Origin of the sequence: Psychrobacter cibarius (genome assembly GCF_904845955.1) — a bacterium.
GTDB classification, from domain to species: domain Bacteria; phylum Pseudomonadota; class Gammaproteobacteria; order Pseudomonadales; family Moraxellaceae; genus Psychrobacter; species Psychrobacter cibarius_B.
In genome coordinates this window covers 110,139-133,051 of record NZ_CAJGYX010000005.1, presented here as the reverse complement: position 1 = coordinate 133,051, position 22,913 = coordinate 110,139, and the positions used below count along the sequence as shown (strand labels likewise).

Here is a 22,913-nt window from a genome sequence, read left to right as displayed (position 1 = left end):
TGTCTTACCCTCAAACAACAAGCCAACTAATATTTATAACGAGTAAAAATAAAACTTTGGTTAGAATAGGCACATAGGTAAGTGATGATGAAAAATAATTTTTAAATCATCATAGTAAATCAACACATGCACAATAAGAGCGAACGATTAGACTAACTAAAAATAGTTCGCCGCTAACGTCCCTGTTTGTATTCTCTTATCTATGACCATTCTAATTATATCATTGAGGTAATTTATGAAAAAGTTAACGACCGCTCTATCATCAGCTGGTGTTTTGATGGCAATGTTAGGTTCTGGTTCTGCCATGGCTTACTCGGACCAAGTAATGGAACCAAGCGAAAGCTATGACACCGCTGTTAAAATTAGACAAGTCAACTATACTTGCCAAAGCAACAAGAAAGTAAGCGTGACTTATGGCTTTAATAAAGAGTATTTACCGACCTTTGCAGAAGCCAATCTGAACGGCAAAAAAAGATTTTTACCGATTAACTTAGGTCGTTCTGACAATGTTGGTACCGTGTTTGGTGATGAAGACAACTTTAGTATTATGACGGGCGCACTGCGTTTAAATAACTATCATAAATCATCGGCTAATATACAAAACGCTAAGAGTGAAATCCTTTATAAAGGTTGTAATGTTGCTTCTATCAAAAAGCTTAAAGGCTAGTTTCTAGCAGACTTATAGATTTAGAGAAATTAAAAAGACCTTGTCACATAATACGACAAGGTCTTTTTATTATCGAAAATCTAAGCTTGATTAGAATTTATAAAGCAAACCAAGCGTCGAAGTTGACTCAGTACGCGAGTCAACCATTGGGCTATCGTATTGTTCATTCGGCAAATAGCTTAAGCTTTGATTGGCAAACAATGCCCAACGTTCATTGAAATCATAGTTGGCACTAATGTTGACGTAAGGATTTAAGCTCGAATTAGACTTATAAGCGGCGACGCCAGTTTCCGCTGACTCTTTTTCACTGACGCCATAATAGTATTCATTATAGTCAGCATCGTTGTATTCGAAGCCAATGCTTGGATAGACCGTTAGCTTATCTTTCGTAATTCTAGCAAGATAGGTCAAGCGGGCAGTATTGCCACCACTACGGTCTAAAACATCAGTCGCGATTTGAGCACGGAAACCACCGACGGGCGTGCGGCGCAAATAAGTTAGACCAGCAGCGACTGATGCTTCACGCTCATCAAGACCTTGCAATGCGCCTCTAGCATCATCAGGATCGAAATCGTTGCCAGCGAGCTGAGCATAAGCCGACAGCTGATTTTTGCCATCATTAATGATATAAGCACCCGCTTGGGCGCCGCGCACATAGAATCTATTGTTGTCATAAAACGCGCCCGGCAACACACGTACATCGAGGCTGTCTTCCATATCGTAGGCTGAGTTGACGGCTATGACGTTGACGCCCACGCTTAATACAGCGTCTTGGTCAGTAGGTAAATTGTCCTTAAAAAGTGCAGCATTGGACATACTGGCGACACTAAATAACGCGGTAGCCGTTAATGCGCTAAGCGTGACGCGCGTAGAAATATGAGGTAGCGCTACAGGTTTAAACATAATAGAGTCTCGTGAATGGATGAAATAATTGGGGGCAATCGTGTATAGTCAAGAAATTTTAGAATCGCTACAAGGCGACCGACCGCAGATAGTAAACTGAGTACATCTAGGGCGGGTAACACCGTAGCGGTTTAAAAGCGCTCTGACTTATAGCAAGAAGCGAGTAAGGAAAACCTAACCAGTAAGCTGTTATCATGAACTATTTAGCAATGATAAATAACTATGAAGGTTTACTCAATGGTTTTTAATACTTGTAGTATTTGATCATGAATATCTTGCCACCACCAAATAAAGCCAATGCTAATCAGTAGCATAATTAACCATGGTAGTAATTGCCAAATAAGGATAGATTTGGTCGGTGTTTCTTGTTCACTAAGGTGGCTGTGATTAGCATGAGTATTTAAGTGTGAATTTACAGCAGAGTCGGGGTGGAAACTGCTGTTATTGTCAAAATCAACATTATTAAAGTGCTCATTATTAGCAAGAGAATCACTATCGCTGCTTGCTGGAAAATTAATATAAGTCGTTCGATAACGGTCTTCATAAGTGGCTGGGTTAGGCATATTCTGTAACGCTATTGTCATACGCTGACGGTAGGCGATTGCGAATGCCAGCGCAATCACTAAGCCAGTCACCGCGCCGCCAATATGCCCCGCATTATCAATACCTGGTACGGCAAAACCATAAACAAGGTTGATGCCCATGATAAATATCAAGCTCTTAAGATTGAGCACCATGCCATTGACCGATATTTTAAACAGCGCGGCTATTAATAGTGCCGCACCGATACCCATGATGCCACCTGACGCCCCAGCCGATAGACCCGGTTGACCAGTTCCTTCTACGATACTATGCCACGTGACATAGTTATTCAGTAAGTTGCCCCCGATCGCCGCCAGTAAAAACAATGCCAAAAACTTGGCTGAGCCAAACATCGGCTCGGCAATCTGCCCAAAGAAATACATGGCAAATCCATTAAACAATAAATGCATCAAGCCGATGTGTAAAAAGGCACTGCTGACCAAGCGCCACGGCTCATCGCCCATGGTAAACGGTAATGCATTGGCACCCCATTTCAAGAGCGCCTCAGTCGATGGATTATTGGCGTCGACGCCTGTTAGTACTTGCATGATGAATAACCCAATAAAGCTGGCTAGTAACAGCGTGGTGACAGGGGCTGTTTTTAATAATTGTTGAATGGTCATAAAGGTGAGATATCATTAGAATGTTATAAGTAGAGTATAAAGGGTATGGTCAAATAATGTCATATGCATGACATTATGATTTAACGACTAGTACTCTTAATAGTGGATCGTTTTAACGACCGTTTTAATGACAAATTTAACGATTAGCAACTTTGAGGTTCTCATAAGTGCCTTTTACCAATATATCAGTGGTAACCTTATTGATATCAGTATGACCACAGAACGCCATCGATAGATCGCATTCTTTATGAATGATTTCCAGCGCACGGCGCACGCCATCTTCGCCATAAGCGCCCAAGCCGTAAAGAAAAGCGCGACCAATCATCGTGCCTTTTGCGCCCAATGCGAGCGCTTTTAGTACATCCTGACCCGAGCGAATGCCGCTGTCTAACCACACCTCGATATCGCTATTTTCAGCCTGCACCGCTTGTACGATATCGGATAGGGCAGAAATGGAGGAGAGGGCGCCATCTAATTGACGACCACCGTGGTTTGAGACGACCAGTGCATCGGCACCGCTACGAGCAGCCATAATGGCATCTTCAGGTTCCATGATACCTTTAATAATTAATTTGCCGCCCCACATATCTTTGATGCGTGCCACGTCATCCCAGCTCAAGCGCGGATCAAATTGCTCTTCCGTCCAAGCGGTGAGAGAAGATAAGTCGTCCACTCCTTTTGCATGACCGACGATATTGCCAAAGCTATGACGTTTGGTGCCCAGCATATTCATACACCACTGCGGCTTGGTCATCAAGTTGACGATATTGGCAAGTGTGGGTCTAGGCGGTGCAGACAAGCCATTTTTGATGTCCTTATGGCGCTGTCCCAGCACTTGTAAATCCGCGGTGAGGATCAACGCCGAACAATTGGCGTCTTTTGCCCGTTGAATGAGATTGGCAACGTATTCGTGGTCACGCATCACATATAGCTGAAACCAAAACGGCTTGCTAGTATGGGTGGCGATATCTTCGATAGAGCAGATACTCATAGTCGATAGCGAAAACGGCACGCCGAATTTTTCTGCTGCCCGCGCAGCATGAATCTCGCCGTCCGCCCACATCATACCGGTAAAGCCAGTGGGTGCGATGGCGACGGGCATTTTTACTTCTTCGCCAATCATCTGGGTTGCTAAACTGCGATTGTCCATATCTACCAATACCCGCTGGCGTAACTTGATACGGTCAAAGTCGGTTTCATTGCTACGATAAGTCGTCTCAGTCCATGAGCCTGAATCGACATAATCATAAAACATACGCGGTACTTTACGTTCGGCAACGCGGCGCAGGTCTTCAATTTCAGTAATTTTGCTCAAATTTTTCATTATGTTCTCACTACATCGTTTTTTATTGTCGGCTTGCTATGATTGCATGAAAAGTTGCTGTAAATCCATGACTGAAAATGGATAGTTTAATCGTGTTGATGGTGTCAAAATCACCGGAATAGTGGTGGCAAATTCCATCATCAATGGTTCATCGAAATGAGCGATATCGACCTGTCGATAGGCAATCGGCTGTACAGCTTGAAATTGAGTCAGCACTTGCTTCGCGATGTCGCACAAATGACAGCCAGACGTTCCAAGTAGCCACCATTTATCATTATTTTCAGCATGACCAAGATCGGGGTTTGCAGCAACCATACGTTCCCGTAATGCTTTTACATTATCATCATCGTACATATTTATTCTCTTGTCTTAATACTTGTCACAAAGTTTCGGTTTTTAGGACTTCGATTGCCAGCATAAATACTGCCTGATCTTTTTTACGTAGGCTGTATGGCATGATAAAGAATTGGGGTAAATAATGACAGCGATTGTGAGATTAGGTAAGATGACCTGCTGTTTTTAATTACTGGCTCTTCAGCTCATCTTATCTTATTACCTTTTCAATCACTTGGATATCGCGCATGGCAAGTTTTGGCAAATTTTTCAAACGATTATTGATGGCAATCATGCTATTGGTCGTCGCATTTCATGTATTAGTCGCTGGGCTACTATTAATTTGGAAAACGCAGCCGATTAATAACAGCATGTTTATGCTGACTCATCGTTTGACGGGCGGTACTGTCACCCAGACTTGGGCTGAATACGATGCCATCGCAAAATCTGCCAAACAAGCCGCGATAGTGAGTGAGGATTCGACATTTAGTCAGCACAATGGTTTTGATTTCAAAGGCATTGAGGCGGCACGTAAGAAAAATGAAGAGACGGGTAAGATGTCCGCTGGTGGCTCGACGATTACCCAGCAGCTAGCAAAAAACTTATTTTTGACCTCGCATCGCTCGTATGTTCGTAAAATTGAGGAAGCGATTATTACTGTCATGATTGAAACATTATGGGATAAGCAGCGTATCTTGACCGCTTATCTCAATGTGGCAGAGTTTGGCAATGGTATTTATGGTATCGAAGCAGCAGCTCAGCATTACTTTGATAAGTCTGCTGCCAAGCTTAACCGTGATGAATCAGCCTTACTTATTGCTATGTTGACCAATCCAAAATACTACGAAGACAATCAGGGTGATAGACGTTTACGCAATAAACAACGTATTATCGAAAAGCGCATGAGCAATGCGGTGTTACCACAATCGGCTTAATGGATTGTACCTAATACTATTTAACAAATAGCGCCGTGTTTTTGAATAATAGTTTTAAGTGACGGTTTCAAGTGATAGTTTTGAATGGCAGTTTCGTGTGATAGTTTCGAGTAGTAATGGATGAAGAAAGAACCCTGATAAATTTCTTAGTGGAAAAGCGATTATAAAAGACAATTGGTATTGAAGATGATGGCGTATCGATAACGCAAAGGAGTAGTGACGTGATGGATGTGAATAATAAGCAGGACACTGATAGCAATAATACAGTGATAGCAGTTGATAATAAAAGCCATACAGAGAGTCGCAATGACCATTTAACTGAGGTTGCATGGCAGCGTTCAGAAGACGGCAGCTATTCACCCAGCAGTTATATTAATCGCGACTTGTCTTTATTACAGTTTCATTTACGTGTCTTAGCGCAGGCGGCAAGTCCTCGTCATCCGCTACTTGAGCGCTTGTTTTTCTTGATTATTTTCTCATCGAATATCGATGAGTTTTTTGAGATTCGTGTCGCAGGCATTATGCAAAAGCTCAATATTGGTGATGTCTCGACCAGTGTTCATGGCATGCGTCCCAGTGAAGTGCTGAATGAGATATCCACCGTAATGCACGATGCCATCGCTGAGCAATATCGTATTCTCAATGAAGATATCTTACCAGCACTGGCGCTTGAGGATATCCGTTATCTAAAACGCGATGAGCTAAATGCTGAGCAGTCGGCATGGATGAAGCGCTACTTCACTGAGCAAGTATCGCCAGTGTTGACACCGATTAGCATCGATCCGGCGCATCCGTTTCCGCGATTGGTCAATAAGAGCTTAAATTTCATCGCTACTTTAGAAGGTAAAGATGCCTTTGGTCGTGATATCAATCTAGCGATTGTGCCCGCACCGCGCAGTTTGCCACGCGTGATTCGCCTGCCTGATGAGCTGACAGGTGGCAAAGAACATCACGTCATGCTCTCAGCTATTATTCATGAGCATATCGGTGAGCTGTTTCCTGGGATGAGTGTGACGGGCTGCCATCAGTTTAGACTGACGCGCAATGCCGATTTAGATTTGGCTGATGATGTTGAAGATATTGCTAAGGCTCTGGAGGGCGAGCTAGAAAACCGCCGCTTCGGTGATAAAGTGCGGCTAGAAGTCACCACCGATTGTCCAACGCCTATCAGCGATTATTTGCTCAATGAGTTTGAGCTGCATGACAATCAGCTGTACCGCGTCAATGGTCCTGTCAACTTAACGCGCTTATTGTTTGATTTCAATATTCCAGCGCTGCGCTATCAGCCCTTTACCCATGTAGTGCCAAAAGAGTTCCGCCGTGAGATGGATAAGCTGGACAAAGCAACCAGTATGTTTGGCGCCATGCGTAAAAGCGATGTGCTGGTGCACCATCCTTTTCATGCATTTTCACCGATTATCAATCTGCTTTGGCAAGCGGCGAGCGATCCAAAAGTGTTAGCGATTAAGCAGACATTGTACCGCTCAGGTACCAATTCAGAAATCGTTAAAGCATTGGCTGCTGCTGCTCGTAATGGCAAAGAAGTCACTGCCGTCATCGAGCTGCGTGCGCGTTTCGATGAAGCCTCTAATATCGCCGTCGCCAATTATTTGCAAGAAGCGGGTGCGGTCGTTGTTTACGGGATTGTCGGCTATAAAACCCACGCCAAGCTGATGCTCATTGTGCGCCGTGAGGATGATCGAATCCGCCGCTATGTGCACTTAGGGACGGGTAACTATCATGCCGCCAATGCCAAAGTTTATACCGATTATGGTTTATTTAGCGCAGATCCTGATATCTCAGAGGATGTACATAATATATTTCAAGAGCTGACGGGAATGGGTAAGCCTGCCAATCTCAAAAAGCTGCTGCATGCGCCTTTTACCTTGCATGATAAGTTGATAAGCTTTATCGATGATGAAATTGCTCATGCAAAAACCGGCAAGCGCGCTCATATTATCGTTAAGGTTAACGCTTTAACTGAACGTCGATTGATTAGCAAGTTATACGATGCCTCGCAAGCAGGTGTCAAAATCGAGCTCGTTTTACGCTCCATGTGTTGTTTGCGTCCGCAAGTAAAAGGTCTGTCAGAAAACATTACTGTACGCTCTGTTATTGGGCGTTTTTTAGAGCATACGCGTGTTTATTATTTCTATAATAATGGCGACGAACGCTTATATTGTGGTAGTGCAGACTGGATGGATCGTAATTTATTCCATCGCGTCGAAGTAGCGTTTCCAATCGAAGACAAAAAACTATTCAAACAAGTATATCAAGACGGTTTACTTAACTATCTTAAAGACAATACCCAAGCGTGGATACTTAGCGGTGATGGTGCTTGGCAGCAGCTGCAACCAGCCGCAGGTGAAACGCCGCATACTGCTCAAGAGTATTTATTAAAAGTGATTAATGGCGTTGATGCATCAAGCTAGCTTAATATTTCAACGACATCTTCAAAGCGGTAAACACGTCTTTACGATCAATAAATACCAAGCAAAAAACCAAGTGTAGAGTATTCTCTATGCTTGGTTTTTTTTGGTAACCGATTTGTCTAAGTTACAAACTGTCTTGTAACCTCACATTTATTCACATATTGATACGGCAGCACACTGGTGCAGGCCGTTATCTCATCCTTATAATCAAGGTCAGCCCTCACGCTATTATTAAACGGATTTGATGGTTTAATAAACAATTAGCACTCTAGTAATTCATGCAAAATTGCTCGTATTACTATCATTGATCGTATTACGAAAAAGAGTAGGGACTGCCTAAATCAACGAATTATAAAAATAGGAAACACCTTATGAGCAATATCGATAACGACACATCAGATATCAAAAAAGCTGCTGAGCAAGCAGACAGTCAGAAAATTGCGCGAAATCTCAAAGACAATAAAGCGGTCGATGCACCTGAAGCATTAAGTAAAGACGAGCAAACCTCTTTTATTGAAGATGATTTGCGTACGGATAAATGATAAATAAGGTGTGACATAAATATTTGGATTAACTTATTTTATCTATTAATGACATATTGATGCGAGGGATCTGCAATGCCAAATAATACTCATCCAAATCATGAAGAAGCAGTACCAGTTCGTGATCCAGCCGCTTTACACCCAGACAATGCACAAGACAGTTATGAAGGTCGTAAGCACGAACCTAATATCGATGGTCCACAACAAGAGTCGCAAGAAACCGACGAGATATATGTTGACCCTCGTAAAGAAGAGGATTTACCCGCTGGTGGCAAGAACGTCGCAGATTTGAATGCTTATGATTTGAGCAAAGAAGGCAATGAATAGTATGAATTGCTAGCTAGGTTGAGTTGGGTATTAAATCAGGCTCACCATTTGCTAAACCGCCATCAAAACTCTAAGCACATTAAGCAATTGCCAAAACACGAATAACAATAATAAGGATATAGCCATGCAAACCAATGATCCAGCACTCACTAAGACACGCATCAGTGAAAATGATGACTCAATCAATAGTCATGATTCTGCTAATAGTTTCTCTAGTAGTCCTACTTCTAATGACAAGGAGCATAGTGATACTGATAGTGGCATTGAAAAGAACATCACTGAAAATAAAGGAACAGATACTTTTAAAGAAGGCGTCGTCAACTCAGAGCATGTCAATGATAATGACAACCCTGCACGTCAGCCTGATCGTCGAGACCAAGAAGGTAACGCCTTTGATGATGGCGTGAATGAGCATACGATGGTTAGCGAGACATCCAAAAGCGAAGGTATTAACAACATGAATCGTTATGCAAATATCGATAATGCTCAAACACGGGTGTTAAATCCTGATGAAAAAGATTAATAGCTTTTTATAAAAAATTGATTAAATACAGATTTTTTTATCTTTATAGAATAACTATTATGATAATAAGGAGTAATGATGAATACGCCAGATGACAAGGCTGTTAACCAAGAAGACCATCAGTTAAGAGATGCGAACGATAACCATGGTATCGTACCTGATGATGCGCTACAAAAAGTCAATCCAGCAGCGGCACAAAGGGCAACCGATGATCACGATCCTCATCATGTTGCGAAGGATAGTAAACAGTACGACAGCTCATTAATGAAAGATAATAAATAACCATTCATTCTGCTATAACGAAGTTCAAATAAAAGGCTAATAAGTGAAGTAGCAGACCAGAGGATGAAGCTTGGTTAGTTACTTCACTTGTTATCTGTATAATTTTTATTGTATAAGAGAGGATCTAATCGAAAATGATACCTAATCTTATGTATTTAAGCAGGTGTACCGCTATGAAAGCGTAGCTCATGATCTGGGCTAGAAATCAGCTCTGCTTCTACTTCTTTAAAAAATGCGACACGCTCATCAATACTGTCCTCAGACAGTGATTGAGCCAAGGCTAAATAATCCTCAAAGTGACGACTCTCTGACTTAAGTAAGTAGCGATAATACTTTGCCAAACGTTCGTCGTCGATGACTTCAGCAAGGGCGGCAAAACGTTCACAAGAGCGTGCTTCGATAAATGCGCCAATTATCAACACATCAACCATCGCTGCTGGCTCATAAGTACGTTTGTGTTTTAACATGCCTTTGGCATAACGTCCGGCACTCAGATATTTCCACGCCTGACCACGGTCATTCATAATACCTAAGACCTGCTCATAATGCAGCATTTCTTCACGTATCAATTGCGCCAATTTACGCTGCAAATCATAAGAAAACTCATAGCGAAATATGAGATTCATGGCAGTGCCAGCGGCCTTTTTTTCGCAATTGGCATGATCTTGAATGATCAGCGGTACATTCGCAATCGCCGCATCAACCCAAGCTTGCGCTGTGCGCGCACCCAAAAAATTATAAACAGCAGATAGGTCAACCTTAATCGGGGTGCGTAGCTTTGTGATATCGACATCGTCCTCTTCTATCTCGTCTTTTACTATACTAGGTTCTTCTATAATGCTGTCGTTCACAACCTTGTTGTTACTGTCCTTGGTTCTTATATCTTCTTTATTCATAGTTTTTGCCATAATCGAACGTTTAAAAGGTCTTTTTCTAATATTGAATAGATAACGGTTAAGCATAAATCCGTGGGGTAATGATTACTGACAGTTTGTCTATGCTATATCAAGTATTGATCGATAAGTGCTAATAAAGCCGCTTAGCGCCTGTGTCATATAGGTTATCATTATAATACAATCCCGGTATTTATCTAATGAATGATGTTTTCTTGTTTATTTCTTTATTTGATAGTAGGATGATATTTTGCTTAAGCGCTATTTTGTCTTACTATTGATGTGTCGCCATATTGTGTTGTCGAAGTGGTGATGATTGCCAATGTTATGCAGTTGAAACCGTTTACAGTAGGTGCAAGGCAACCGAGCTCAAATCGTACACTGAGTACATTAAGCAAGGTTGATACCATCATCCGTTATAAATGCTTTGACCATGCTAATGGCTAATGCAGCAAAAATATAGGTTAATAGCATAGCATAGCATAAATAGTTAATTCGCTATTCACCACAAGCTTGTATGATATATCAGTAGGTTTGCTTAGTATTTCATCTAAATTTGGAATAGATGCCTAAGACCGACAATATGTAATCATTGCGGTAGCAACTTCGTATTCACACCCCTCACGAACAGATAAGGATAACAACATGAGCCAGTCTTCTAACGCCAATCGTATTCAAAGAGGCATTCTTGCCATCGACCAGCAATTGTATGACTTTATTGAAAACGAAGTGCTGCCGAAAGTCGGTGTTGATTCAGACAGTTATTGGTCAGGTTTTGAAAAGGTCATTAAAGAGTTTACGCCGCGCAATAAAGCATTGCTTGCAACTCGTGACAAGATTCAAGCGCAGATTGACCAATGGCACCTGCAGCATCCTGCTAAAGACGGCAACATTGATTATCCTGCTTACAAAGCATTCTTACAAGAGATTGGCTATCTGTTGCCAGAAGGCGATGATTTTAAAGTTAGCACAGAAAATGTCGATGACGAGATTGCTCATATTGCAGGCCCACAGCTGGTCGTACCAGTACGTAATGCGCGCTACGCATTGAACGCGACCAACGCTCGTTGGGGCAGCTTGTATGATGCTTTATATGGTACTGACGTTATCAGTGATGAAAATGGTCAAGAAGCAAAAGGTGGTTACAACCCAACTCGCGGTGCTGCTGTCGTTGCTTATGCCAAACAATTCCTAGATGAAAACTTTGCCTTGGCGTCAGGTTCATATAACGATTCGACCGGCTTTAAAGTGGTCGATGGTAAGCTTGAAATTGTCCAAGGTGATAGCAGTACTGAGCTAAAAGATGCCGAAAAATTCGTTGGTTTCGTCGGTGATGCAGAAAGCCCAGCGGGTATTTTATTAAAAAACAACGGTTTGCATGCAGAGATTCAAATAGATGCCAACCATCCAGTCGGTAAAGACGATCCTGCACATATCAAAGATGTGCTGCTAGAGTCAGCTATTACGGCAATTCAAGACTGTGAAGACTCAATCGCTGCCGTCGATGCAGAAGAAAAAGTGGAAGTGTATCGCAATTGGCTTGGTCTCATGAATGGTGATTTGATAGAAACCTTTGAAAAAGGTGGCAAAACCCGCACACGTCAGCAAAACCCAGATCGTGAATACACCACCCCAGATGGTGGCAAGCTTATCCTGCCAGGTCGTTCGTTATTGCTGATTCGTAACGTCGGTCACCTCATGCAAAACCCTGCAATATTGGTCGACTTGGGTGATGGTCAAGAACAAATATTTGAAGGCTTAATGGATGGCTTGATTACACCACTATTAACGCTCAATGACCTTAAAGGTAAAAATGCGCTATCGAATTCACGTAAAGGTTCAATGTATATCGTTAAACCAAAAATGCATGGTCCTGAAGAAGTCAAAATGGCCAACGATTTATTCAATGCAGTAGAAGACTTATTAGGCTTAGAGCGTAATACCATTAAAATCGGTATCATGGATGAAGAGCGCCGCATGACGGTCAACTTGAAAGAAGCCATCCGCCAAGCGAAAGAGCGTGTCATTTTTATTAACACAGGTTTCTTAGATCGTACCGGTGATGAGATGCATACCAGCATGAATGCAGGCCCATTTGTACCTAAGGGTGAGATGAAGTCACAAGCATGGCAGCCAGCCTACGAGCAGTGGAACGTTGATATCGGTTTAGAGACTGGTTTACAAGGTGTTGCTCAGATTGGTAAAGGCATGTGGGCGAAGCCTGACGAGATGAAAGAGATGATGGACACCAAAGCTGCACATCCTAAATCTGGAGCCAGTACCGCATGGGTACCGTCACCAACAGGGGCAACTTTACACAGCATGCACTATCATCAAGTGAGTGTTGCTGACGTTCAAGACAGCCTAAAATCACGTGAGCGTGCCAGTTTAGACGACATTTTGACCATTCCATTAGCAAAAAATACCAATTGGACAGATGAAGAGAAGCAGCAAGAGCTAGACAATAATGCTCAGGGCATCTTAGGATATGTTGTGCGTTGGGTAAACCAAGGCGTTGGTTGTTCTAAAGTACCGGATATCAATGATGTGGGTCTGATGGAAGACCGTGCGACCTTACGTATATCAAGCCAACATATTGCCAACTGGTTGCATCACGATGTCGTGAGCGAGCAGCAAGTGATGGATACGATGAAGCGTATGGCAAAAGTGGTTGATGAGCAAAATGCAGGCGATAGCGACTATCAGACGATGGCAGATAACTTTGACCACTCTTATGCATTCAAAGCGGCTTGTGACTTAGTGTTTAAAGGTCGTGAGCAGCCGAGTGGCTATACTGAGCCATTATTGCATCAGGCACGCCTTGATCTAAAAGCAGGCTGCTAATATTGCGCAGGTTAATATTAGAATATGGCATACTTGACATTCTATTATGATACTGTCATGACTAAATGAGGCTTGTTATTGGCTTTTATACTTAATAAGAAGTCTGTGATAGCCACTAACTAAGGTTATAGTCTGGAAACAAGAGCAGTGAAAACACCTTTTTTACTGTTCTTTTAGCAATTTTCCGATCTCAATTGTGACTGTCAGTATGTCATAAATCACATTTATTATTTTTTATTAGCCCTATTTGTTAATGAACAAGTAGGGCTTTATTTTTGTTAATTAAAGGATATTCATTACGCTAGTTTCAAGTTCTTGGTAATTATATTAATCAATAATATCTTTATCTATTTGAGCGGATAGGGATTTTTTTACAATGACCTACATTCTATAGTAGATATGGCATTCAACAAATACTGGGTTTAAAAATTTAAAAAAAATGTTGCAAATTATGTCAAAGTTGTTATGCTTGTATTCGAAGTATGAGTTTGGTAACGGATGTTACGCAACGGAGCGATAAAGACCTAAGATTACATGGCAGTTACTTTTTAATCCCAGTTATGTAAGTCATTGTTTTTTTCATCTTACTGTAATAGAACTTCGCCACACTTGTTTCTGACTAATCTCGGTAGCCAGTTACACATTATATCTTTGAGGATTTGTGACGATACCATTATGAGCACCAGCTAATAATAGCTAGCTTATTACTAAAATTGTAAAGTGGAGATACCCCATGAAAAAACTACTTTTAGCTACAGCAGTTGCTGCCCTATCTGTATCTGCAGCCAATGCAGCGCCGACTGTCTATGGTAAAGCATTCTTAGCTCTTGACTATGTCAATGCAGATTTCAATGCAACTGCGGCTGGTGAAGATTTCGATGAAAACACAGTAGAAATCAACTCTCATTCTTCACGTTTAGGCTTTAAAGGCTCTGAAGCCATGACAGCCAATACTGATGTTATCTATCAGTTAGAGTATGGCACAAGCATCGATGGTGATAATGCTACTTTCTCTAACCGTGATACTTATCTTGGTATTAACAACAAGCAGTTCGGTGAGTTCCGTGTTGGTAAAAACCAATCTAGCCTAGACAGAATTAACAACGTTGTTGTTAACGAAGGCTATTGGGATAACATGGGTACTAACGAAATGGAAGATGACGTTGTTGAAGCGTTGAATATGGCTGATAGTGGTCGTATCAATAGCTCAGTTATTTGGACTGCACCAAAATACAACAACCTACCATTAGAATTGTCTGCTATGTATAGCTCTGACGATGATAATTTCAACAATGATGCTGGTTTTGGCGTTGCAATGATGTTTGACCAAGGTACTGGCTTCACTGCTGGTGTGGCTTATGACAAAGACCAAAACATCAATGGTGATATCATCCGTGGTACTGCAACTGTAGACTTAGGCAAATTCATCGCAGCCCCTGTAACACTTGGTGCACTATATCAAGTAGCTGACTATGACTATGCTCGTGATACTAAGAAAGAAAAAGGTTTAGTGGTTAGCGCTGCAATGGGTCTAACTAACTTTGCTCGTCCAGCATCTGTATACGCACAATACAACAAAACTGACAACCTTAATGGTTGGAATGATGCTAATTCAGATCAAATCGTTGTTGGTGGCAAATACTTCTTTAAAGACAACATCATCATGCATGCCTACGCTGGTATGAACAATGCTGATGATCTTAAAAGTCTTAATGTAGATGATGGCATGATAGTGACTAGAGGCGATGCTGAAGTATTCGTAGTTGGTAGTGGTCTAGAATACAAATTCTAATCTAAGCATTAGAATCTGATTATAAAAACTCATCCTTCGGGGTGAGTTTTTTTTGTTATATCCTTTTTGAGTGGGTAGTGCGTTATAATAGCTAAGTACTAAAAATTGAATGTTTCAAAGAGTTTATGCTTTTGCCCTATATTTTTTGACGTATTTTTAGTAAAATCCTTCTTTACCAATTACCGACAGAGTACTATGACCAAGTTTATATTTGTGACCGGTGGGGTAGTGTCCTCACTAGGAAAAGGTATCACCGCAGCCTCTCTTGCAGCGGTCTTAGAAGCCCGTGGCGTAACCGTCACGATGACCAAGATGGATCCGTACATCAACGTCGATCCAGGTACGATGAGCCCATTCCAGCATGGCGAAGTATTCGTCACCGAAGATGGTGCAGAGACTGATTTAGATTTGGGTTACTATGAGCGCTTCTTACGCCATTCAAAAATGAGTAAGAGCAATAACTTTACTAGTGGTCGTATCTATCAAAACGTGCTAAATAAAGAGCGCCGTGGTGAATATCTTGGTGGTACAGTACAAGTTATTCCACATATCACTGATGAAATTAAGAGTAAAATTTTAGCCAGTGGTGAAGGTTATGATATCGCTATTATTGAGATTGGCGGTACCGTTGGTGACATCGAATCGTTACCATTTATGGAAGCCGTCCGCCAAATGCAAGTAGAGCTTGGTCGCAATAGAGCCATGCTGATGCATTTGACGCTAGTTCCTTACATTGCTAGTGCAGGCGAAACCAAAACCAAACCAACGCAGCATTCAGTAAAAGAGCTACGTTCTATCGGCTTGCAGCCTGACATATTGATTTGCCGCTCTGATCACCACATCTCGCAAGACAACCGTCGCAAAATAGCATTGTTCACCAATGTGGAAGAGCGTGCGGTTATTATGTGTGAAGATGCGCAAAGTATTTATCAGATTCCACGCACGCTTCATGAGCAGGATCTTGATGATTTGATCTGTGAGCGTTTTGGTTTAGATGTACCAGAAGCAGATTTGAGTGATTGGGACAAAGTGGTTGAAGCGCAGCTTAATCCTGAAATGAGCCTTACGGTAGCGATGGTTGGTAAATACGTCGAGTTACCTGATGCTTATAAATCGATCAACGAAGCACTACTGCATGCTGGTATCACTCATAAAGCCGATGTCAAAATTGACTATGTTGATGCTGAGCGTCTAGAAGACGATGACAGCTTATTGGTGCAGCTACACAATGCCGATGCCGTCCTAGTACCGGGTGGTTTTGGTGAGCGTGGTACCAATGGTAAGATAAAAGCCATCACTTATGCTCGTGAAAATAACGTGCCATATTTAGGTATTTGCCTTGGTATGCAGCTAGCAGTGATTGAGTACGCGCGTAATGTACTCAAAATCGATGCCAACTCTTCTGAGTTTGATCGCAAAACGGCAGAGCCTATCATTGGTCTCATCACTGAGTGGTTAGATGAGCGCGGCGAATTACAGATTCGTAGCGATGACTCTGACCTTGGTGGCACTATGCGTCTAGGCGCGCAGCAAGCCGAATTGGTTGCTGGCAGCAAGCTTAGCCAAATCTATGGCGCCAAAAATATCACTGAACGTCATCGCCATCGTTATGAGATGAACAATCGCTATATCGAACCATTAGAGCAAGCAGGCATGACCATATCTGGTTATTCTGCCAAGCAGCATCTAGTAGAATCGGTCGAGATTGCTGATCATCCTTGGTTTGTCGCTGTACAGTTCCATCCTGAATTTACCAGCTCCCCACGCGGTGGTCATCCACTGTTCAACAGCTTTGTAAAAGCGGCTAAGAACTATAACGAAAACAAATAATCGTTAATGTATAAAAATTTACATGTATAAAAAAGACTGATCTTCGGATTGGTCTTTTTTTTGCGTTTCATTTTATGACTGTGGTTATGAATGAGATTGTTTCTAAGCAATAAACATGACAATTTTTCTAATGGTTGGTCAGCAATTACGCTTAACCCCTTTTTTTACTGAGTCTATCGGTTACAATATGGGATAGAAATATTAATAACAATAAAGAAGGTGACTACTTCATGGAACATTTATCAACGGCGCAATCACATATCAAACTTACTACGCCAAATGGCAATACTCTTAATATCGGCAACGACCAGCCATTTGTGTTGTTCGGTGGTATGAATGTCTTAGAATCAAAGGAATTGGCGTTCGAGATTGCAGAGCAATATGTCGAAATATGTCAGCGTTTGGGGATTGGCTATGTCTTCAAAGCCAGTTTTGATAAAGCCAACCGTTCAAGCCTGCACTCATATCGAGGTCCTGGATTAGAGCAGGGTCTTGATTGGCTGGGTCAAATTAAAGAAAAATATCAAGTCCCTATTATCACGGATGTCCACGAACCTTATCAAGCGGCACCCGTTGCTGAAGTAGCAGATATCATCCAATTACCAGCATTCTTATCGCGTCAGACAGATTTAGTACACGCTATGGCGAAGACAGATGCGATTATTAACATCAAAAAAGCGCAGTTTTTAGCGCCGCATGAGATGCGTCATATCGTTAACAAATGCCTTGAAGGTGGTAACGATAAGTTAATTCTTTGTGAGCGCGGCAGTGCCTTTGGTTACAATAATTTGGTCGTTGATATGCTTGGTTTTGATACCATGAAGCAGATGGATATCCCCGTATTTTTTGATGTGACGCATAGTTTACAGCAGCCAGGCGGCCGTAGCGATAGTGCGGGTGGACGCCGTGAACAAATCACAACATTGGCACGAGCAGGGATGGCGACAGGATTGGCAGGGTTGTTTCTAGAAGCGCATCCAAGCCCAGAGACTGCAAAATGTGATGGTCCGTGTGCGCTACGTATGAGCCAATTAGAGCCGTTTTTGCATCAGCTGAAGCAAATTGATGACTTGGTTAAAGGCTTTGAGGTGTTAGATACCCATTAATGTATTCACAGACAATAAGAGGCTGAGATTATGGCGATGCAAACAGCAACAGTCAGTATCGAAAATATCGATGATGATGAAGGATTAAAGAGTGTGATGACAGCGCTGAAAAATATTACAGGGGTAACAGCTATTGAGCTTGATCTTGATAATAATGTTGCCACCATACGTTATGAAGATACAGACACCAGTATCCATGCGTTTACGGCGGCAATTAGTACGGTCGATTATGTGACCCAGCCATTTCCTCTTGATGCACCGCAAAACCCACGTCATGATGATTAGACGTTATTCTAAAATAAGCGCTATTGTCTGTCACTTAGGCATAAATTCACGGTTCTATTAATAAAGTGATAATCAAAGAGTCTTGTTGTTAACCGTGATAGGGCTTAAGCTGGTTAAGTGCTATTTTTATAAGGTCTTAAAAGATAGCCGTCTTAAAAAAACAGTTATAAAAGCAGTTCCTTAATAAAAGTATTTACCTATAAAAACTCAATTACAAAAATAAGGAGCCTCTCATGGCAAACCAAACCCGTATTATTAAAATTGATGGCATGACTTGCGGTGGCTGTGTGGCCAGTATTCATAACGCCACTGCCGATATCGATGGCTTAGACGATATCAGTATTGAGCTAGCAGATAATCAAGCGACGGTTACTTTTGATGATAGCAAAACCAGTGTAGAGACAATTGCTGCTGCTATCGACGATGCAGGCTTTGATGCCACTGTTGCCAATGCTTAACCTACTCCGTTTGTATTAAAAAACCGGCTATCAAGGCTGGTTTTTTAATGGTTGAAAATTATTGATAGTAGCGTACTAATTATTCAGTGTGACCATACCAATATCAAATTTAAAAGTGTGCTATTTGTTTGACTTAGATATTCCATCCACTGAGTTGCTGTCCTAGCTCAGACGACTTTATAACGCCATAACGCATAAACGCCATACCGAGTTTTATTTATGAATGATACTACCCAAACCGACAATCATGATGCCTACGATGTAAAAACTGACATTCAATCCAATACGCCGCTCGCGCCGCAGCGTGCACATTTGCAGCTAGCAATTGAGGGGATGACATGTCAAGCCTGCGCCTCACGAATTGAGAAGGTGCTCAATAAAAAGCCGTCGGTATACGAGGTGAGTGTAAACTTCGCTGGCGAAACTGCCAATGTTGATTATGACCCAACGCAGACAACGCCTGAACAAGTGACAGAATGGGTAAATAAAACAGGCTTCGTTGCCAATTTGCAGGCGGCCGATAGTTTGTTTGCAAAAACAGACGAAGATACCGCGACTCAGTACCCATGGCGCTTGATTGGGTTATGGATTTGTTTGGTGCCGTTTTTAGTTGGTATGGCAGGTATGCTTGTTGGGCAGGGTATGGCGTGGATGCCGCCGATTTGGACTCAGTTTATATTAGCGACCATTGTACAGTTTGGATTTGCCTTGCCATTTTACAAAAGCGCTTGGGCATCTATTAAAGGTGGTCTTGCCAATATGGACGTGCTAGTCGTCATCGGTACCGTGACTATTTGGGCGTATTCAACGTATGTGTGGCTGACCCATGGCGATGGTACTTTAAACAGTTTGCTGAAAAGTGGTCATGCTGGTGGTCACGGTGCGGGTGGCAGTCCTGCGGTGTATTTTGAAGCAGGCGTCATGGTCATTGCTTTTGTGCGTACGGGTAAGTATCTAGAAGAGCGTACTAAGAAACACAGCCTCAATAGTATCGATTTATTATTATCCTTAACGCCCGATGAAGTCGAACAGCAGCAGCCTAATGGTGATTTTCATAATGTTGCTCTTAAAGACGTGCAAGTTGGTGATGTTTTGCGTGCTAAACAAGGCAGCCGCGTCGCAACGGATGGGGTAGTCATTGATGGCAGTGGCTGGTGTGTCGAGAGTCATTTAACGGGTGAGTCGGTACCGCTAAAAAAGAAGTGGGAGATAAATTATTAGCAGGGGCGTTGGTTGAAAATGGCAGCTTATTATACCGCGTCAGTGCTAAAGGTAGTGATACAAAGCTTGGTGATATGGTACAAGCCCTCAGCGATGCCCAAGGCTCAAAAGCCAATTTAGCCCGTCTCGCCGATAGAGTGACGGCGGTATTCGTCCCAGTCGTCGTTGCCATTGCGCTTATCACCTTTGGAGTGACGTGGTGGCTGACTGGGATGATTGATACTGCCTTGATGCACGCAGTATCGGTATTGGTCATTGCATGTCCTTGTGCTTTAGGTTTGGCAACGCCAGCCGCTATCATGGCTGGTATGGGCGTTGCTGCTCGTCATGGTGTCTGGTTCAAAGACGCACAAAGCCTCGAAGCGGCAGGCAACATCGATACAGTAGTGCTCGATAAAACAGGTACTTTGACCATTGGTAAGCCGACTATCGTGGACCATGTGATGGTGGATAAATCGATCGCAGTCGATGATGTGTTACAAATAGCCGCAAGCGTTGAGGCGCATGCCAGTCATCCGCTAGCAACAGCATTGGTTAACGCGGCTACTGAGCGAAACTTGCCGTTGATGAATGTGACTGATATTAGTGTCATTAAAGGCGCTGGTATACAAGCAAATACTGAAGGTTTGGGTGTGGTAAAAGTCGGTACCGCAGAGTTTGCCAATTTAACACTGCCTAAGCTGATGCCAAAGGTATGGCAAATTGCCAGTACCGTTGCCGTTAGTATTAATGATGAAGCTTTGGGTGCTTTTGCTCTAGCTGATGACTTAAAAGTAGATACTCCGAAGGCTATTACTGCGCTGCAAGACGCAGGTATCAATGTCATTTTGATGAGTGGTGATAGGCAGTCTGTGGTCGATCATGTGGCAGGGCAGCTGGGTATTGAGCAAGCTTATGGTAAAATGAGCCCACGCGATAAAGCCAGTCAAATTGCCTTGTTGCAAACGGCTGGTCATAAAGTTGCAATGGCAGGTGATGGTGTCAACGATGCGCCAGCGATGGCAACTGCCGATGCAAGCTTTGCCATGTTTGAAGGCACAGATGTCGCCCAGCATAGTGCGTCTGCACGTCTAATGGGTGAGTCACTGATGCATATTGATGCCGCGCAAAAAATCGCTAATGCAACAGTGCGCAACATCAAGCAAAATCTGTTTTTTGCTTTTATTTATAATTGCCTTGGTATTCCGCTGGCTGCTTTTGGTTTCTTAAACCCTATGATTGCCGCCGCTGCGATGGCGCTTAGCTCTATTTCTGTATTAATGAATGCCTTACGTTTGACCCAATTTAAAACAAAGGTTGAGCTGGATAACACAGTATCTGGCTCCCACGCTAAAACAGAACGTCTAACAAAAGTATAAGAGTCATATGGCTTTTAATATTATAGGTGCTGAGACAAATCCATAATTGGTAATTTGTTTATCTAAGTGTGATTTTATCAGCGCCAGTCGGTGCAAGATAAGGGAAGTTTGGCAAAATTTATGCTATGATGCCAAGCACCATAGCTGACGATTAAAGTATTAAAACCACCTTTAATCCTGCTCAAAACTTGCTGACTATATAGATAAGCAAAGCTGGTTTGAGCATAGCACTATACGATATTTTGCTTTATCTTTTTTGTATTCTAGTTGCCGTTATTTATCCCACAAACTTGGCATGACCAAAGGAATTAACAGACATTATGTACGCTGAAGAAACCACCAACGTCACCGCAATTAAAGACATTCGCGCCCGTGAGATTTTAGACTCGCGTGGTAACCCAACCATCGAAGCTGATGTAATCTTAGCTGATGGCACTATCGGCCGTGCTGCTGCGCCAAGTGGTGCCTCTACTGGCTCACGTGAAGCATTAGAGCTACGTGATGGTGACCAAAGTCGCTATATGGGTAAAGGCGTTAAGAAAGCCGTTGCTAACGTCAATAGCCAAATTCGCAGCGCGTTGATGGATAAAGACGTCACCGAACAGCAAGGCATTGATGATGCAATGATTGCGCTAGATGGCACAGAAAACAAAGACAGCCTTGGTGCTAATGCCATGCTAGCGGTGTCTCTTGCCACTGCAAAAGCCGCTGCCAAGTCACAAAATCTGCCATTACATCAATATATTGCAAACTTGCGCAATCAGACGTCGCTGACGATGCCTGTACCGATGATGAACATCTTGAACGGTGGTGAGCATGCGGATAACACCGTTGATATCCAAGAGTTCATGATTGAGCCTGTTGGTTTCACCAGCTTCTCAGAAGCATTGCGTGCTGGTACAGAAATTTTCCACAGCTTGAAATCTGTGTTGAAATCACAAGGTTTAAATACTGCGGTTGGTGATGAAGGTGGTTTTGCGCCAAACCTGCGTAGCAATGAAGAAGCCATCACCGTTATTATGCAAGCGATTGAGCAAGTCGGCTATAAAGCGGGCGAAGACATTCATTTGGCGCTAGATTGTGCGGCTAGCGAATTCTACAAAGATGGTCAATATATCTTGGCAGGCGAGGGCAACAAAGCCTTTGATAGCCAAGGATTCTCAGACTATCTAGTCGGCTTGGCGCGTCAATATCCTATTATCTCTATCGAAGACGGGCTTGACGAGTCAGATTGGGATGGTTGGAAATATTTGACTGAGCAGATTGGTGATAAAGTTCAGTTGGTTGGTGATGATTTATTTGTGACCAATCCTGCTATCTTGCAAGAGGGTATTGATAAGCATATTGCCAATGCAATTTTGATTAAGTTTAATCAAATCGGTACTTTATCAGAAACGTTAGATGCGATCTATCTAGCGAAGAAAAATGGCTATGCAACTATTATCTCACATCGTTCAGGCGAAACTGAAGACAGCACCATTGCAGATTTAGCAGTTGGTACTGCTGCTGGTCAGATTAAAACTGGCTCACTATGTCGTTCAGACCGTGTGGCGAAATACAATCAGCTGCTACGTATCGAGCAACAAGTACGTGCAAGCTATCGTGGTCGTGAAGAGTTCATCGGTCTACGTGGTTAACAAGCCAGATTTCTTG

General features: G+C 42.5%; 19 protein-coding genes and 1 pseudogene. 15 read left to right on the top strand and 5 right to left on the bottom strand.

Annotation, left to right across the window (positions count from 1 at the left end):
- The first annotated feature begins 235 nt into the window (after positions 1 to 235).
- Complete coding sequence (locus tag JMV76_RS10930) at positions 236 to 667, top strand: ACP-like domain-containing protein (RefSeq protein WP_201502702.1); 432 nt, start codon at positions 236 to 238, stop codon at positions 665 to 667.
- 90 nt (positions 668 to 757) lie between these two features.
- Here the strand turns inward: JMV76_RS10930 and JMV76_RS10925 are convergent, their stop codons facing one another.
- The 4 genes from JMV76_RS10925 to JMV76_RS10910 all read right to left on the bottom strand — a co-directional run bounded on the left by JMV76_RS10925 (position 758) and on the right by JMV76_RS10910 (position 4,453).
- Complete coding sequence (locus tag JMV76_RS10925; RefSeq protein ID WP_201502701.1) at positions 758 to 1,570, bottom strand: MipA/OmpV family protein; 813 nt, start codon at positions 1,568 to 1,570, stop codon at positions 758 to 760.
- Between the two features lie 230 nt (positions 1,571 to 1,800).
- Positions 1,801 to 2,775 carry a rhomboid family intramembrane serine protease gene (locus JMV76_RS10920; RefSeq protein ID WP_201502700.1) on the bottom strand — a complete coding sequence of 325 codons (975 nt, stop codon included), beginning with the start codon at positions 2,773 to 2,775 and terminating at the stop codon, positions 1,801 to 1,803.
- Between the two features lie 136 nt (positions 2,776 to 2,911).
- On the bottom strand, positions 2,912 to 4,099 hold the full coding sequence (locus JMV76_RS10915; protein WP_201502699.1) for an alpha-hydroxy acid oxidase: 1,188 nt from the start codon (positions 4,097 to 4,099) through the stop codon (positions 2,912 to 2,914).
- A gap of 36 nt (positions 4,100 to 4,135) precedes the next feature.
- Positions 4,136 to 4,453 (bottom strand): glutaredoxin family protein, encoded by a 318-nt coding sequence (locus JMV76_RS10910; protein ID WP_201502698.1) that lies wholly within the window; start codon positions 4,451 to 4,453, stop codon positions 4,136 to 4,138.
- A 227-nt stretch (positions 4,454 to 4,680) separates the two neighbouring features.
- On the opposite strand from JMV76_RS10910, the gene mtgA reads away from it, so the two are divergent.
- The 6 genes from mtgA (at position 4,681) to JMV76_RS10880 (ending at position 9,473) form a co-directional block, all read left to right on the top strand.
- Positions 4,681 to 5,367 carry a monofunctional biosynthetic peptidoglycan transglycosylase gene (gene mtgA / locus JMV76_RS10905; RefSeq protein WP_201502697.1) on the top strand — a complete coding sequence of 229 codons (687 nt, stop codon included), beginning with the start codon at positions 4,681 to 4,683 and terminating at the stop codon, positions 5,365 to 5,367.
- Between the two features lie 224 nt (positions 5,368 to 5,591).
- On the top strand, positions 5,592 to 7,799 hold the full coding sequence (gene ppk1, locus JMV76_RS10900) for a polyphosphate kinase 1 (protein WP_201502789.1): 2,208 nt from the start codon (positions 5,592 to 5,594) through the stop codon (positions 7,797 to 7,799).
- 371 nt (positions 7,800 to 8,170) lie between these two features.
- The gene (locus JMV76_RS10895; RefSeq protein WP_201502696.1) at positions 8,171 to 8,341 is read left to right on the top strand and encodes a hypothetical protein; all 171 of its coding nucleotides are present in this window, start codon (positions 8,171 to 8,173) and stop codon (positions 8,339 to 8,341) included.
- 75 nt (positions 8,342 to 8,416) lie between these two features.
- Positions 8,417 to 8,668, top strand: coding sequence for a hypothetical protein (locus tag JMV76_RS10890; protein ID WP_201502695.1), 252 nt, complete (start codon positions 8,417 to 8,419; stop codon positions 8,666 to 8,668).
- Positions 8,669 to 8,792: 124 nt separating this feature from the next.
- Complete coding sequence (locus tag JMV76_RS10885; protein ID WP_201502694.1) at positions 8,793 to 9,191, top strand: hypothetical protein; 399 nt, start codon at positions 8,793 to 8,795, stop codon at positions 9,189 to 9,191.
- Between the two features lie 78 nt (positions 9,192 to 9,269).
- Entirely contained in the window at positions 9,270 to 9,473 is a 204-nt protein-coding gene (locus tag JMV76_RS10880) for a hypothetical protein (protein ID WP_201502693.1), read from the top strand.
- A gap of 155 nt (positions 9,474 to 9,628) precedes the next feature.
- Here JMV76_RS10880 and JMV76_RS10875 read toward each other — a convergent pair whose 3' ends face one another.
- A complete protein-coding gene (locus JMV76_RS10875) occupies positions 9,629 to 10,381 on the bottom strand; it encodes a tRNA-(ms[2]io[6]A)-hydroxylase (protein ID WP_201502692.1) in 753 nt (250 codons plus the stop codon).
- 630 nt (positions 10,382 to 11,011) lie between these two features.
- On the opposite strand from JMV76_RS10875, the gene JMV76_RS10870 reads away from it, so the two are divergent.
- From JMV76_RS10870 to eno, 8 genes and pseudogenes are all read left to right on the top strand, one after another.
- Complete coding sequence (locus tag JMV76_RS10870) at positions 11,012 to 13,210, top strand: malate synthase G (RefSeq protein ID WP_201502691.1); 2,199 nt, start codon at positions 11,012 to 11,014, stop codon at positions 13,208 to 13,210.
- A gap of 733 nt (positions 13,211 to 13,943) precedes the next feature.
- Entirely contained in the window at positions 13,944 to 15,002 is a 1,059-nt protein-coding gene (locus JMV76_RS10865) for a porin (protein WP_201502690.1), read from the top strand.
- Between the two features lie 195 nt (positions 15,003 to 15,197).
- Positions 15,198 to 16,832 carry a CTP synthase gene (locus JMV76_RS10860; RefSeq protein ID WP_201502689.1) on the top strand — a complete coding sequence of 545 codons (1,635 nt, stop codon included), beginning with the start codon at positions 15,198 to 15,200 and terminating at the stop codon, positions 16,830 to 16,832.
- A gap of 230 nt (positions 16,833 to 17,062) precedes the next feature.
- A complete protein-coding gene (gene kdsA, locus JMV76_RS10855) occupies positions 17,063 to 17,938 on the top strand; it encodes a 3-deoxy-8-phosphooctulonate synthase (protein WP_201502688.1) in 876 nt (291 codons plus the stop codon).
- A gap of 30 nt (positions 17,939 to 17,968) precedes the next feature.
- Positions 17,969 to 18,223 carry a heavy-metal-associated domain-containing protein gene (locus JMV76_RS10850; protein WP_201502687.1) on the top strand — a complete coding sequence of 85 codons (255 nt, stop codon included), beginning with the start codon at positions 17,969 to 17,971 and terminating at the stop codon, positions 18,221 to 18,223.
- 233 nt (positions 18,224 to 18,456) lie between these two features.
- The gene (locus JMV76_RS10845; RefSeq protein WP_201502686.1) at positions 18,457 to 18,681 is read left to right on the top strand and encodes a heavy-metal-associated domain-containing protein; all 225 of its coding nucleotides are present in this window, start codon (positions 18,457 to 18,459) and stop codon (positions 18,679 to 18,681) included.
- Between the two features lie 219 nt (positions 18,682 to 18,900).
- Positions 18,901 to 21,260 (top strand): annotated as a pseudogene (locus JMV76_RS10840) (heavy metal translocating P-type ATPase).
- Between the two features lie 320 nt (positions 21,261 to 21,580).
- On the top strand, positions 21,581 to 22,897 hold the full coding sequence (gene eno / locus JMV76_RS10835; RefSeq protein ID WP_055125148.1) for a phosphopyruvate hydratase: 1,317 nt from the start codon (positions 21,581 to 21,583) through the stop codon (positions 22,895 to 22,897).
- The last annotated feature ends 16 nt before the right edge of the window (positions 22,898 to 22,913 follow it).